This is a genomic window from Gilliamella sp. LMG 34361 (assembly GCF_984569075.1).
Map to the genome: position 1 here is coordinate 850971 of NZ_OZ474903.1, position 13631 is coordinate 864601.

The 13631-nt window shown below is 36.4% G+C and carries 13 protein-coding genes; 1 reads left to right on the top strand and 12 read right to left on the bottom strand.

From position 1 onward, the window contains the following. Nucleotides 1–16: 16 nt before the first annotated feature. From rimM to aas, 10 genes are all read right to left on the bottom strand, one after another. Nucleotides 17–544, bottom strand: coding sequence for a ribosome maturation factor RimM (rimM, locus tag AC5LXI_RS04055; RefSeq protein ID WP_244895196.1), 528 nt, complete (start codon nucleotides 542–544; stop codon nucleotides 17–19). Between the two features lie 22 nt (nucleotides 545–566). After that, nucleotides 567–815, bottom strand: coding sequence for a 30S ribosomal protein S16 (rpsP, locus tag AC5LXI_RS04060; RefSeq protein ID WP_034900786.1), 249 nt, complete (start codon nucleotides 813–815; stop codon nucleotides 567–569). Nucleotides 816–1074: 259 nt separating this feature from the next. Continuing rightward, nucleotides 1075–1443 carry a DUF956 family protein gene (locus AC5LXI_RS04065; protein WP_493443628.1) on the bottom strand — a complete coding sequence of 123 codons (369 nt, stop codon included), beginning with the start codon at nucleotides 1441–1443 and terminating at the stop codon, nucleotides 1075–1077. A 150-nt stretch (nucleotides 1444–1593) separates the two neighbouring features. Beyond that, the gene (locus AC5LXI_RS04070; RefSeq protein WP_493443629.1) at nucleotides 1594–2529 is read right to left on the bottom strand and encodes a PTS system mannose/fructose/sorbose family transporter subunit IID; all 936 of its coding nucleotides are present in this window, start codon (nucleotides 2527–2529) and stop codon (nucleotides 1594–1596) included. Nucleotides 2530–2545: 16 nt separating this feature from the next. Then, nucleotides 2546–3346: a PTS mannose/fructose/sorbose transporter subunit IIC gene (locus tag AC5LXI_RS04075; RefSeq protein WP_493443630.1), complete on the bottom strand. Its 801-nt coding sequence runs from the start codon at nucleotides 3344–3346 to the stop codon at nucleotides 2546–2548. A gap of 21 nt (nucleotides 3347–3367) precedes the next feature. Further along, a complete protein-coding gene (locus AC5LXI_RS04080; RefSeq protein WP_493443631.1) occupies nucleotides 3368–4342 on the bottom strand; it encodes a mannose/fructose/sorbose PTS transporter subunit IIB in 975 nt (324 codons plus the stop codon). A gap of 178 nt (nucleotides 4343–4520) precedes the next feature. Next, complete coding sequence (locus tag AC5LXI_RS04085) at nucleotides 4521–6272, bottom strand: carboxylesterase family protein (protein WP_493443632.1); 1752 nt, start codon at nucleotides 6270–6272, stop codon at nucleotides 4521–4523. 164 nt (nucleotides 6273–6436) lie between these two features. Continuing rightward, nucleotides 6437–7342, bottom strand: coding sequence for an N-acetylmuramic acid 6-phosphate etherase (gene murQ / locus AC5LXI_RS04090; RefSeq protein WP_493443633.1), 906 nt, complete (start codon nucleotides 7340–7342; stop codon nucleotides 6437–6439). Continuing rightward, a complete protein-coding gene (gene lplT / locus AC5LXI_RS04095) occupies nucleotides 7329–8516 on the bottom strand; it encodes a lysophospholipid transporter LplT (protein ID WP_493443634.1) in 1188 nt (395 codons plus the stop codon). Before lplT ends, murQ begins: the two co-directional genes overlap by 14 nt. Nucleotides 8517–8531: 15 nt before the next feature. After that, nucleotides 8532–10679: a bifunctional acyl-ACP--phospholipid O-acyltransferase/long-chain-fatty-acid--ACP ligase gene (gene aas / locus AC5LXI_RS04100; RefSeq protein WP_493443635.1), complete on the bottom strand. Its 2148-nt coding sequence runs from the start codon at nucleotides 10677–10679 to the stop codon at nucleotides 8532–8534. A 200-nt stretch (nucleotides 10680–10879) separates the two neighbouring features. Between aas and AC5LXI_RS04105 the strand changes: the two genes are divergently transcribed. After that, a complete protein-coding gene (locus AC5LXI_RS04105) occupies nucleotides 10880–11854 on the top strand; it encodes an ornithine cyclodeaminase family protein (RefSeq protein ID WP_493443636.1) in 975 nt (324 codons plus the stop codon). Nucleotides 11855–12105: 251 nt separating this feature from the next. Here the strand turns inward: AC5LXI_RS04105 and gpsA are convergent, their stop codons facing one another. Further along, nucleotides 12106–13119: an NAD(P)H-dependent glycerol-3-phosphate dehydrogenase gene (gene gpsA / locus AC5LXI_RS04110; RefSeq protein WP_493443637.1), complete on the bottom strand. Its 1014-nt coding sequence runs from the start codon at nucleotides 13117–13119 to the stop codon at nucleotides 12106–12108. A 38-nt stretch (nucleotides 13120–13157) separates the two neighbouring features. Continuing rightward, a complete protein-coding gene (secB, locus tag AC5LXI_RS04115) occupies nucleotides 13158–13628 on the bottom strand; it encodes a protein-export chaperone SecB (protein WP_493443638.1) in 471 nt (156 codons plus the stop codon). Nucleotides 13629–13631: the final 3 nt, after the last annotated feature.

Genomic DNA, 13631 nt, shown 5'->3' on the forward strand with positions numbered 1-13631 from the left:
ATTCTTACCTTACCAATTAAAATGCAGGATCCCAATCGACCACAATCATTTTTGTTGTTAAATCAACTTGTTTAATAAATTGTTCTTCAACAAAAGGGATTAAACGTTCTGTTGCTCCAAATGCATCTTTTAGATTTGCTTTAACAACCAATACATCATTAGAACCGGTTTCCATTAAATCAGTTACCTGACCTAAGTCATAACCACTAACTGTTTTTACTCGACAGCCAATGAGATCTTTCCAATAAAAATCACCTTGATTTAGTTCAGGTAATTTTTCGGCATCAACAAATACTTCAGCATTGGTTAACGCATTAGCTTGGTCGCGATCATCAATGCCTTTGAGTTTGACAATCATGTCCTGATTATGCGGTTTAAAGCTCTCAACGATTACTTCTTGCCATTTACCAGCACGCTGGATATACCAAGGTTTGTAATCAAAAATACTATCTGGAAATTCTGTAAACGAAAAAATTCTGAGCCATCCACGAATGCCGTAGCTTGAACCAAGTTTACCAACAACAATTAGATTCTCAGTATTCATCATCACAGTTACTATTACTTAATTAAGCAGCTTTTTGTGCTTGTTTGATCAATGCATTAACACGATCAGAAACAGTTGCACCTAAACCAACCCAATGATTTACGCGATCAAGATCTAAACGTAATTCTTCTGCTTTACCTTGTGCAATTGGATTAAAAAAGCCAACGCGCTCAATAAAACGACCATCACGTGGGTTACGGCTATCAGTGACAACTACTTGATAAAAAGGGCGCTTTTTAGAGCCACCACGAGCTAAACGAATAGTTACCATAACATCCTCTTAAATTAAAAAATAATCTTTCTTTTGCCCAACATGGACAAAATCAAAGCCCCAGAATTATACTCTTTCTAGCAAAAAGTGCAATGATTGATTGAGTGTGTAGAAGCGCGGTAGTAGCGGTTATCCGCAAGTTTTACCATAAATGAACATAAATTGATCTGGTTAACCCAGCGTATTGCAGACAATTCGCTTAATTGATAATAGTTGGCTTGAGCTACTGAAATATTGCTGTCTAATAGATGATTTATTTTTAGGATTTTTTACGCCGAAAAGCACGAATTAAGACGTCGAAAAATCCTAATGATTTGACCATTTTTTGGCTATCAACATAGACTCGTATTGCTCTTAATACTTTCTTCGGCTCTTTGGAGGCAAAAGCAAATGTCCCATCTCTTTTGGTTTGTATGGAGTACCGAGATATCCACTTACCTTTAAAAAATACCGATGCGATAACATAATCGACTTCTTCCCAAGGAATTTGAATATATTTGCGCGGATCACGTTGATGATAGAATTCAAATGCTTTGTCTCCAATCATAATGTTGCCATATTCTGAAAATCCTGAAAAAGCAGTCGCTTTAACTGTTAAATCTATTTTGGTATTTAATGATTGCACCATTTAATTGCTTGTTTCCATTATGCTAATCTGAGTTAGTTATTTCACCCTTTTCCTGTTATTGATGGCGAAAAGGGTGAGTAATGTTTGAGAAGAGTGCAATTTTTACTTAAAAAGTGCCTTCCTCAACTTTTTTAATTAACATTCTTTATTCTATAAAAGACCAACAACGTGACCAATAATACCGACTAAGAATAGTCCAAGAATAATTAAAATAGGTGATATTTTTTTACGAAGTAACCACATACATAAGAAAGTTAATAGTAATGGCACCAGTCCAGGAATTAACTGATCTAAGTTATTTTGTAAGGTAGTTACTTTTTCTTGGCTAAGCGCAAGTCCACTTTGCATTTGGATCAATGCTTGGTGAATACCTTCAGCACCAGCGGGTAGTGAATTCCAATCAATAAATGCACCATTATCTAATTTTACTGTTGATACAACAGGTTGGAATTTTATCGATACCCACCTTTGTACTAAAGCTGCTAGTACAAACATCCCCAAGATAGAAGCACCTTTAGTGATTTTTTGCAGTAAACCACCACCTAAATTATCGGTAATTTTCGAACCGGTACGGTAACCAAATTCTTGGGTGAACCACATAAAGGACCAGCGAATAATATTCCAAAGTAAGAAGAATAAAATTGGTCCTAAAATATTACCACTTAAGGCAAGTGAAGCGCCTAACGCACCAAGCATAGGACGAACGGTAAACCAGAATACTGGATCACCAACTCCGGCTAAAGGTCCCATCATTCCCACTTTAACCCCTTGAATAGCGACATCATCAACTGGCGCACCATTAGCACGTTCTTCTTCAAGGGCTAAAGTCACACCAAGCACAGGTGATGCTAAATAAGGGTGAGTATTAAAAAATTCTAAATGACGTTTAAGCGCGGCTGAACGATCTTCTTTTGTGGTATATAATTTTTTGATAGCCGGAATCATTGAATAAACCCAACCACCATTTTGCATACGTTCGTAGTTCCAAGAACCTTGAAGGAAAGTTGAACGCCAAGCTACCGTTAAACGGTCTTTTTTGGTTAAATGAATTTTATTTGTTTTACTTAACTCAATTTTATCTGTCATATTCTGCTCCAAATTCCTAGTAATCATTCAAAATATCATCAAGTGGATCGCCTTTGTTACCACCATTTGACGAATTGCCGCGTTCAGAAAGATTGAGATAAATCAGTGCTAAAGCAATACCTAGTGCACCTAGTGCAATCAAGGTTAATTGTGATATCGCGGCAACGACAAAACCGATAATAAAAAATGGCCAAACTTCACGGTTTGCCATCATATTGATTACCATAGCATAACCAACAGCAACCACCATACCGCCACCAATAGCCATACCCGTTGTTAACCATTCAGGCATTGAGTTTAACGCTTCCTTAACTGCTTCGGCAGGAATAAACAATAGTGCTGCTGCTGGGATTGCGATACGTAAACCTTGTAAACAAACGCCGAATATTTGTAGCCATTCTATTTTGCGAATATTACCTTCTTCAGCTGCGGCATCCATTAAGTGTACTAATGGTACGGCAATCGTTCGCACAATCATAGTTAAAAATAGACCAGCAACCGCAAGTGGGATAGCAATAGCGATAGCTGTCGCTACACCCGCTTCACCTTGCCCACCAAGTACTAAAATAATTGACGAAGCAACGGCAGCAAGTGCAGCATCAGGAGCAACGGCGGCACCAATATTGGCCCAACCTAGTGCTATCATCTGTAATGAGCCACCTAACATAACACCCGCTTCTAGATTTCCTGTTACAAGACCAATTAATGAACAAGCAACTAATGGTTGATGGAACTGGAATTGATCCAAAATACCTTCCATCCCCGCTAGGAACGCAATAACTATCACTAAAATGATAGCAATAATCGATAAAGTCATAATAATAACCTCTTAATTAAACTAATTTTTCTGTCCGGCTAATTCTTGCTTCGCTTTCTTTAATAATTCATCCATATTATCGTTAGAATCATTAGGTACTTTGCGAACGTCAAATTTCACATTTTTTGCTTTTAATTTTTCGAATGTATCAACATCTTGAGCACTCATAGACAGCACTTTATTGACCATTACCTTGCCAACAGAGTGAGCCATGGAACCAACATTTAATGTTTGAATATCAACGCCACCTTCGACAGCACGAAGTACATCTTCAGGGTTTTCGAAAAGTAATAGAGCTTTAGTGTTACCAAAACGAGGATCATGCGCAACTTCGATAATTTTTTTAATTGGCACGACATTAGCTTTAACTCCAGGAGGTGCAGCTTCTTCAATCAGTTTTTTTCTTAACTCATCTTTGGCAACTGAGTCTGAAACCACGATGATACGATTAGGGTTAGTGGTTTTAGTCCAAGCTGTTGCCACTTGTCCATGTAACAAGCGAGAGTCAACGCGCGCTAATACAATTTTCAACTTACCATCACCTATTACGGTACCTTCTGGGATCGTACCTGACTGTTGCTTGTTTGGTGTTGGTTTAGCTGCCACTTCAACCGTAGCTTTAATACCATCTTGGGCTGATTCAATAATGGCGGCTGCTACTTCTTTGGCGGTATCCATCGATAAACGTGATGAATAAGCTTCAATCAACATGGGAAGGTTCAAACCGGCAACAATAGCCCAATTGGGGTTATCGCCACAAAGTGTATTAGCTTGATTAAATGGCGTACCGCCCCATAAATCCACTAAAAACAGTACTTCGTTTTGGTTATCGAAAGTAGCTATTGCTGCTAGCATCCGTTCTTTCAAACTTTCAGGACTATCACTTGGGTGCAAAGTAACGGCTTTAACGTTTTCTTGCTCGCCAAATATCATCGTCCCTGATTGTAAAATACCTTCAGCAAACTCACCATGAGTTGCTAGGATAATTCCAACCATAACGTACCTCCTAGGTTTCTATATTATTGCTAATATAAATGTTATAAAATAAATTATTAAAATTGTAATTATTTAAAATATATATAAAACAGTTAAACCAAATAAAACGAAAAAATTTGTAGCTTAAATATACTAAAATAGGAACATCTAGCAATATTTTAATTTAATACTTAATTGATTATTTAATCCATAGTGATTGGTTTTTATATTGGTTATCAAGCTGTTGACTAAACCATCGACCATTTAACACTTGTGATATGATTGTTTTTTTACTTTCGGGGCTAATTGACTGATCTTTTTCCATTTTATCAATTACTTCCTGATATGTATAACTTTGACCTCCCATTGATATAATTGCTTCGTTTTTATCAGCTGTTAAATACAATAATGCTTTATTAGCTTTTTTATTATCTTGTGACCAATTATCCCAGTATACTAGATTGTTCCCATTTGGATTACCTGAATAGATAAAATTATGTATATATTTTTTGTAGATTGTACTAAGTTGTTTTGCACCTTTAGTTTTGTAGGCATCACCAATAAACCAATTGTAATTTTTTGAATTAGAATCCATTAATGGTAAAAATACACCATGAAATGCCCCATAAAGCCCCATTGTTTTTCCAACCGTTTTTTCATCTTCTCCAAATTTGATTTCCATCCCATAAATATTTGCATGATAGTAAGGTTCCATTTTTTCCGCAGAATCGGCAACATTAAATAATTCATATAAATGGCTACCATATTTATTTGCAAATTTAAATTCAGTTAATTTTTTTCCTGTTGGTAATCCTTTCTCAAAAGAAGCACTAAAATAAGGAGAAGATTTGGCGAATAAAGAAAATTCTCCCGTACCTGTTAACATAATTAACGGTACAGAATTATATTTTGAGGTATTAAATCCTTCATTAGGGATAACATAGCCGTCATTATATAGATGAGGGAAAACGCTCATTCTTATCCCAGCATTACCCATCAGGGACACTAAACGTTCTGAAGATAAGCTATATAAATATTTCTTGACGTCGGACTGATTGGTTAATAGCCAATTATATGCTTCTTCTTCAGTCTGTTTTATTTTGTCTTGTACGGCTAAGGGAGCTATTGCTTTAGCAAATACTTTTACGCTGTCATTTTTATCGGCTATTGTCATACCACCACTAAAAGAAATGGCCTTTTGAAATTTATCTTTGAATATAGGTGAGATTAACATTGCCATAACGTCACGTCCTCCAGCTGAAAAGCCAGAGACTGTAATATTATTTGGGTTACCACCAAAATCAACAATATTGGCTTTTATCCAATCAAGTGATTTAGCTATATCCAATAATGCATAATTACCGGAGTCTTCTAGTTTATCCCCTGTTTGCAGTGCTGGTAATGGATTAAATCCTAAAGGGCCTAACCGGTAGTTGATAGAGATGAAAATGGCATCTACATCATTAACAAAAGTATTACCTGTTATTTCTTCTGCTTTCCCAACTTGATTGTTGCCTCCATGTATATAAACAATTACCGGTAAATTTGTTGTTTTATTATTGGGTCGATAAATATTAAGATTCAAGCAATCATCAGAACCAATTATTTTATTCTCACTTAATTGAAATGCTATATTGCTTGCTTTTGTTGTATTTAATATTCCATCCCATTTATCAGGATCGACTGGTTTTTTCCATCTTAGTTCACCAGTTGGTGTTTTTGCATAAGGAATTCCAGTCCAAACAATAACATTATTAATTTTATCGATTTTACCTTTAATTAGGCCATATTGCGTTTTGATTACCGTAGATTCGTCAATTTCTTTTATTTGAGTTGAGGTGTTGTCTGTTGAAAGAGTATTATTTTTATCATTTGCTAAACTAGGTGTAGATAACATTAAAGCACCTAACAATATAGCAATATTATTAATTTTAAAAATTGATTTTTGCATATGGTATCCTTTCACTTTGAATTGACTAATTACATAATTAGCTGTTATAACTTAATTATATATTTTTAATAATTAAAAATAGTTGTCAACAATCCTAACTCAAAAATTAGATACATGTTGTAAAATCAATAATTGAATTTGACTTTTTTGATTTATTTCTATCATTAAAGATTATTTATTACTTTTCTAATAAATCCATTATTATTTAATAACTTTTTTGTTGCTTCTTCGGCTGTTAATCCGGCAAGAATCATTAAAATAGCTGTTTTACAATGTTGATTACATTGGTTTAACGTTGTTATAGCGCTATCTCGGTTGCAATCGGTGGCTTGCATAACAATTGATATTTGCCGCTCAACCAGCTTAGCGTTAGTGGCTTCAACATCAACCATTAAATTACCATAAACTTTGCCGATTTTAATCATACTGGCTGTTGTTAACATATTGAGGATCATCTTTTGTGCAGTGCCTGCTTTCATTCTTGATGAACCGGTTATGACTTCGGCTCCGACAATAGGGGTAATGGCAATATTAGCCAAACTAATCATTGGTGCATTAGGATTGCAACATAAACTTACCACTGTAGCGCCAAGTGATTTTGCATATTGCATGCCACCAATAACATAAGGTGTGCGCCCACTAGCCGCGATACCAACTAAGATATCTTTACCACTAAAATTAATATGTTTTAGATCATTAATCGCCAATTCAGGTGAATCTTCTGCGTTTTCTACCGCTTTAAATATGGCAGGGTGCCCGCCAGCAATTAATCCAACCACTTGCTCAGGTGATGTTCCGTAAGTAGGAGGGCACTCGCTGGCATCTAAAATTCCTAACCTCCCCGAGGTGCCGGCACCAAGGTAGATTAAACGGCCATGATTTAGGAAAGCATGGCTGATTGCATCAACTGCAATAGCTATATTGGGTAGCTGTTTTTCGACTGCGATTGCTACTCGTTTATCTTCATTATTAATAATTTGCAGAATTTCAAGTGTCGATGCGCAGTCAATATTTTCACTAACACTATTACGATTTTCGGTGACCATAGCCGATAGATTAATGTTTGGCATGTGATTTTAATCCTAACCATACAAAAGCAATAAGAATGGCAAATAGCATACCAAAACCGACGCCGATTGTAATGACTGATAATTCACAAGCGACTGCTAAAGTATAAGCACTAAGCATAATCATCATTGCACTATACTCACTTAAGTTCTGTATCGAAATAACACTACCTGCACCGATAAGCTCTTTACCTATTTTTTGAATTGACGCATTTAATGGAACTAAAAAATAACCGCCTAATGCACCAATAATCACTAATAGTATATAAGAACTAATCATATTACTTTGCAGCGTAAATGCGATAACAGCAAATCCCATTAATATTCCTGCTGGGATACAGCGAAGTGTATTGGATATTGAAACCGTAGCACTAGCGAGCCCTGCGCCAACAACAATACCTATTGCGACAACTGCGTTTAGATTAGTTGGTGTTGAATTGTCAGTAATTTCTAATACAATTGGCACCCAACTAATTAATAGAAAACGCAAGGTAATACCTGCGCCCCAAAATAGGCTGGTACCAAGCAAAGTATAAAGTGTTTGTTTAGTGTTAAAGATGATTTTAAATGTCTTAGCAAAATCTTTTATCATACTCATAAACTTCCACTCAATATCTTGTCGAGCAGTAGGTAGTTTAGGAATAAAAAGATTCGCGATAACAGCTAATCCATATGTTATTACACAAGTAAGTAATGCGTATGTGATGTTTAAGTCAGCAATATGACCGCCAGCAAGTGAGCCAAGTAAAATAGCTGCAATGGTTGATGCTTCAATTAAACCGTTAGCTTTCACTAAATTATCACTAGACGTGAGGTCACCTAAAATACCATATTTTGCTGGTGAATAACCCGCTGCCCCCACACCAACTAGAAAATAGCCTAAAAATGGATTGATATTTAGGAAAATGGCGGTGGCACCTAATAATTTTACACCATTTGTAATCATCATTACTTTGCCTTTAGACATACTGTCAGCGAACTGACCAACAAAAGGTGAAAGAAGGATGAAAGGGATAACAAAACCGATTTGCAATGCTGATTGGCTCCATTCTGGATAATTGAGCTGTTTAATAAAAGCAAGTATCGCAAAAAAAATAGCATTGTCAGCAAAGGCAGAAAAAAACTGGGCTAGCATGGTTGCAGCCATGCCAATCGTTATTAGCGGTTGTTTACTCATATCGTATCCTTGCTGTTATTGATTCTCATCGGCCATTTTGCGTAAGGTAATAAAATCGATTTTACCTGTACCAAGTAATGGTAACTCTTTAACCAAACGAATATCCCTAGGGATGGCTAAGGCAGGAATACCTAAATCTTGCGCTGCTTGATTAAGCTGTTCACGAGTTAATTTAGTTGAAGTTGTAAATAGCACAATCGCTTCACCTTTGGCGGCATCAGCTTTTACTGTCGCGCCATGCATGGCATCAGCATCGACCTTTTTGGCTAAGGCTTCAACACTTTCAAGAGAGACCATTTCACCAGCAATTTTGGCGAAGCGTTTTAATCGTCCTTTAATTGTTAAAAATTCGTCTTTATCAATTGCAACAATATCGCCAGTATCATACCAATCTTTATCTGCATTACCGTTTTCATCAATGGCAACTGGTGCTTCAAGTACGCCAGGTTTTTCAACGCGTAAGTAACCTTTCATCACGTTAGGTCCTTTAAGCTGTAATTCACCACCATTGGTAATGCCTGAAACGGGTATTAATCTCGATTCCATTCCCGGTAATAAACGACCAACGGTTCCTGCTTTAAATGCCATCGGCACATTAAGGGCAACAACTGGTGCGCACTCGGTTACGCCATAACCTTCTAAAATTCGGATACCGTATTTATCTTTCCACTGCTCACGCACCGCATCGGACAGTTTTTCAGCACCGGCAACTACATAGCGTAAGCGCATAAAATCATAAGGGTGGGCATATCGGGCATAGTTAGCTAAAAAAGTTGGTGTACCAAACAATACGGTACAGTTTTGGTCATAAATGATTTCTGGCACCATACGATAATGTAATGGGTTTGGATATAAGAAGGTTCGACTGCCGGAAAATAACGGTAAAAATAAACCAGCCGTAATACCAAAGGCATGAAAAAGTGGTAATGCGGACATAAAACGGTCAGCAGGTGTTGGGTCGATAACGGTACGAATTTGTTCAACATTTGCCAATAAACTACCATGGCTATGCACAACGCCTTTAGGATTGCCTTCCGATCCTGAAGTGAATAACACTAAAGCCTCATCATCACTTGATTGTTGACGTTTCACTAACCGCGGAATGTATTGATGCACTGCAACGTATAGTTTATCAAAAAAGTTCAAACTGCTACGCAAGTCTTCGAGGAAATACCAATTGACATCCTTAATTTCTTCCAATAGATAATCAAGTTTACCTTTTTTAATAAATTTACGTGAAGTTATGATCGTTTTAATTTCTGCTGCTGTAACTGCACAAGTTACCCCTTTCGTTCCCGCAGTATAGTTAAGCATAGCGGGAATACGATTTTTAACCGATAGACCAAAAATAGTCGCAACAGTAATCGTTGCATTTGGTAGCAATAAGCCAACCCGCTCTTTCGGTTTGGTAATTTTAGCAATAATGCAACTTACACCGATGATCTGCTTAAGTAAGTTTCGATAGGATGCTTCATGAGTGGTAGGGTCTTGAACCATTCGTGATTTTACGCCATAACGCACTTGAGCCTCAAGTAGAGCCTCAAAAAGAGTTAATTTAGGGCGACTTGCCATTCTGGCATTCATCATAATTTGATGTAATTTTTCACCAGCAATATATCTTCGATCACTTGCTTTTGCTGCGTCAGGCATTGGGATTGATTTTGGTTCCAATACATGAATAGTAATTTTTGGAAATAGACGACGTTTAAATAGTCCTTTTAAGCGACTGGTTAAGGTAAATTCGGCACCTTCTATCCAAACAGGTACAATGGTCGCCTGAGAACGCGCGGCAACAAATGCCGCACCGTCATAAATCTTCATTAATGATCCGGTTATGGTAATTCGACCTTCCGGGAAAATAACAATTGGTCGTCCTTTTTCAATTTCACGAACTAACTTTTTAATCGCCATTGGACTTAATGGATCCATTGGCACAAAATCAACATAGCGTTTGGCTAAACGAACTAGCCAGTGATTAATATATCCTGCATAGATAGCAAATACTGGTTTTACTGGTAAAAATACGCCGATTAAAACGCCATCTAGAAAGGAAACATGATTAGGGGTGATAAGAAGTCTGTCTTGTTTTAGGTTATCAAGATTACCTTGAACCTTGACATGGAATAAAATCTTTAAAAAAAATTTCAATATTTTAAATAACATCTGATTTCTCAATTTCCGTGCAAAATTGCACTCTGTCATAATAGTGAAAATAATTGCAATATACAAGAAGCTAAATTTCAATTGAATTTAATTTAAATTAAACAATTTGTTATGCGAATTCTTCTAGTTTGAAATATTAATTAATAGACAATAAATAGTAAAAAAGTAAAATAAAAGTTAAATAACAGTAAGGAATAAAAATGTTAATTTTAACAGCTCAAGATATCCAACAATTTTATACCATGAAAGATGCCATCGCCGCTGATAAACAAGCATTAAAAATTTATACTCAGGGTAATAGTGAAGTGCCTTTACGTATCAACTTTGATATGCAAAAAGGACAATGCCTAGTTATGCCTGCCCATATTAAAGAAAACGATGTTGTTGGTTTAAAGATTGTCTCGGTTTTTCCTGATAATCCTAAATTGGGCAAACCATCAGTTCCGGCACAAGTGTTTATGATCGATCCTCAAACGGGCGAAGTTTGTGCGATATTAGATGGCACATTTGTTACTCAATTGCGAACCGGTGCGGTACAAGGTGCTGCTACGGATTTATTAGCTAAAAAAGATGCTAAAAGAGCAGTATTAATTGGTACTGGAGGGCAAGCTGCTGCACAATTAGAAGCTATGTTAACGGTACGGCAGTTAACCGATGTAGCTATTTATGGGCTTGATGCCAAAAAAGGCAAGCAATTTACTGAAGAGATGAAAAAACGATTTAGTCATTTTTCGGCTAACCTCTATTTTTCACAAGATTTAGATGAAGATATTCGCCATGCTGATATTATTACCTCAGTGACTACATCAAAAGAAGTGACTTTCAATGGTGAGCTAGTTAAACCCGGAACTCATATCAATGGTGTAGGGGCTTACACACCCGAGATGCACGAAATCCCAAGTAATATAGTGGCAAAAGCAGATATTCGTGTACTTGATACTAAAGATGGTGTATTTGCTGAAGCTGGTGATATTATCGACCTAATTAATCAAAATTTAGTCACAAAACAAGATTTTTATGAATTGGGTGATTTAGTTATCGATCCGCAAAAATGTCGTCATAACGATCAGCAAATCACGTTATTTAAAACAGTGGGAACGGCAGTTTTAGATGTCTATGTCGGTTATGATATTTATCAGAAAGCTAAACAAAAGGGTATTGGAACTACTATCTAATAATTGTTTTTAACTCCAAATTACCCCTTAACCAAAAATTTGAGGAAAGGGGTTTTTTAATGTCTAAAATTGGCATTAATAGTGCTTCTTATGAATATTAATAATAAGTTAGTTCTATAAAATAAAAAATTATAGGAAAGGTTTTTTTAGCGCTTAAAATTGTCGTTAATGGTATTACTTATTAACATCAACAATAGATTAGCCATAAACAATAAAATAATGCGAGGTAAGGGCGGTTCTAAGATCGAAACTTAGCTTTTCAGCTCTTCTTTTTGTGAGCGACCCAGTAATGACATGGCTGCCTGTTTTGGATCTTTATGTTCGTAAAGTACTTTATAGATTTGTTCAGTAATAGGCATATCGACATGATATTTTTGTGCTAATGACCAAACTTCTTTGGTATTTCTACAGCCTTCAACCACTTGAGCAATGATCTCTTGTGCTTCTTGAATTGATTTTTTTTGACCAAGTAAAATACCAAAACGACGATTGCGAGATTGATTATCGGTACATGTCAGCACCAAATCACCTAATCCTGCCATCCCCATAAAAGTGGCGGGATCGGCACCAAGTGCTTCGCCTAATCGCATCATTTCAGCTAATCCACGAGTGATTAATGCTGTTCTGGCATTAGCACCAAAACCAAGTCCATCCGATAAACCAGCACCAATGGCAATCACATTTTTGACCGCTCCGCCAAGTTGAACACCGATAAAATCTTTACTGCTGTAGACTCGAAATGATTTACTACAGTGGAATAAATTTTGTAGTTCTGTTAAAAATTGTTCATCAGTTGAGGCAACAGTAACTGCAGTGGGTAAACCAGATGCCACTTCTTTAGCGAATGTAGGACCAGAAATAACCGCTAATGGAATTTTGTCACCCAAAACTTCGCGTGCAACATCTTGTAATAATCGTCCAGTATCAACTTCAAGCCCTTTTGTTGCCCAAACAATTTTACTATCCTTTCTTAACAATGGTTTTATTTGTTTGAGAATGCTGCCAAAAACGTGGCTAGGTACAACGATTAATAAAATAGGTGCAGCAGCAACAGCAGTGGCTAAATCAGCTTCAATTTGCAGTTGCTCTGGGAAAAGGATTTCAGACAAAAACTGTCTATTTTGTCTATCATGCTGCAAAATAGCCATCTTATCTGGGTTATGTCCCCACAATAAAGTTTCATGGCCATTACGTGCTAGTAATATAGCTAGTGAGGTTCCATAAGAACCGGCACCAATTACAGTCACTGCAGCATCTTTACTCATATATAATCCAATAGACTCGATTAACCAAACAATTACAATTATTGTAAGGTTTCAGTTGCACTATTTTGCGCTTGTTGTTGTTGTAAATAGTTAATGAACAATGCTTCAAAATTTACTGGCTCTAAATTAACTTGTGGGAATGTCCCTTTATTCACTAGGCTTGAAATAACTTCACGCGCATAAGGGAATAAAATGTTTGGACAATAAGCACCAACACAATGTTGAATTTGTGCATCATCAAAACCAATAAGAGAGAAAATTCCTGATTGGGTAACTTCACAAATATACACAACTTCTTCTTGCTGTTTTACCGTTACGGTTACACGTAAAGAAACTTCATGCACTTCATCACTTAATGCTTGTGATGCTGAATTTAGCTCTAAATTCATTTCTGGTTGCCACTGCTTAGTAAAAATTTCAGGGACATTATTGGTTTCAAAAGAAACATCTTTAGTGTAAATACGTTGAATTGCAAATTGTGTTTCAGGTGTATTGTTTTGTTCTGTCATGAT

Excerpts from the sequence above, each read along its gene's own strand:
- rimM (WP_244895196.1), bottom strand. The coding sequence starts at position 544 with ATGAATACTGAGAATCTAATTGTTGTTGGTAAACTTGGTTCAAGCTAC.
- rpsP (WP_034900786.1), bottom strand. The coding sequence starts at position 815 with ATGGTAACTATTCGTTTAGCTCGTGGTGGCTCTAAAAAGCGCCCTTTT.
- AC5LXI_RS04065 (WP_493443628.1), bottom strand. The coding sequence starts at position 1,443 with ATGGTGCAATCATTAAATACCAAAATAGATTTAACAGTTAAAGCGACT.
- AC5LXI_RS04070 (WP_493443629.1), bottom strand. The coding sequence starts at position 2,529 with ATGACAGATAAAATTGAGTTAAGTAAAACAAATAAAATTCATTTAACC.
- AC5LXI_RS04075 (WP_493443630.1), bottom strand. The coding sequence starts at position 3,346 with ATGACTTTATCGATTATTGCTATCATTTTAGTGATAGTTATTGCGTTC.
- AC5LXI_RS04080 (WP_493443631.1), bottom strand. The coding sequence starts at position 4,342 with ATGGTTGGAATTATCCTAGCAACTCATGGTGAGTTTGCTGAAGGTATT.
- AC5LXI_RS04085 (WP_493443632.1), bottom strand. The coding sequence starts at position 6,272 with ATGCAAAAATCAATTTTTAAAATTAATAATATTGCTATATTGTTAGGT.
- murQ (WP_493443633.1), bottom strand. The coding sequence starts at position 7,342 with ATGCCAAACATTAATCTATCGGCTATGGTCACCGAAAATCGTAATAGT.
- lplT (WP_493443634.1), bottom strand. The coding sequence starts at position 8,516 with ATGAGTAAACAACCGCTAATAACGATTGGCATGGCTGCAACCATGCTA.
- aas (WP_493443635.1), bottom strand. The coding sequence starts at position 10,679 with ATGTTATTTAAAATATTGAAATTTTTTTTAAAGATTTTATTCCATGTC.
- AC5LXI_RS04105 (WP_493443636.1), top strand. The coding sequence starts at position 10,880 with ATGTTAATTTTAACAGCTCAAGATATCCAACAATTTTATACCATGAAA.
- gpsA (WP_493443637.1), bottom strand. The coding sequence starts at position 13,119 with ATGAGTAAAGATGCTGCAGTGACTGTAATTGGTGCCGGTTCTTATGGA.
- secB (WP_493443638.1), bottom strand. The coding sequence starts at position 13,628 with ATGACAGAACAAAACAATACACCTGAAACACAATTTGCAATTCAACGT.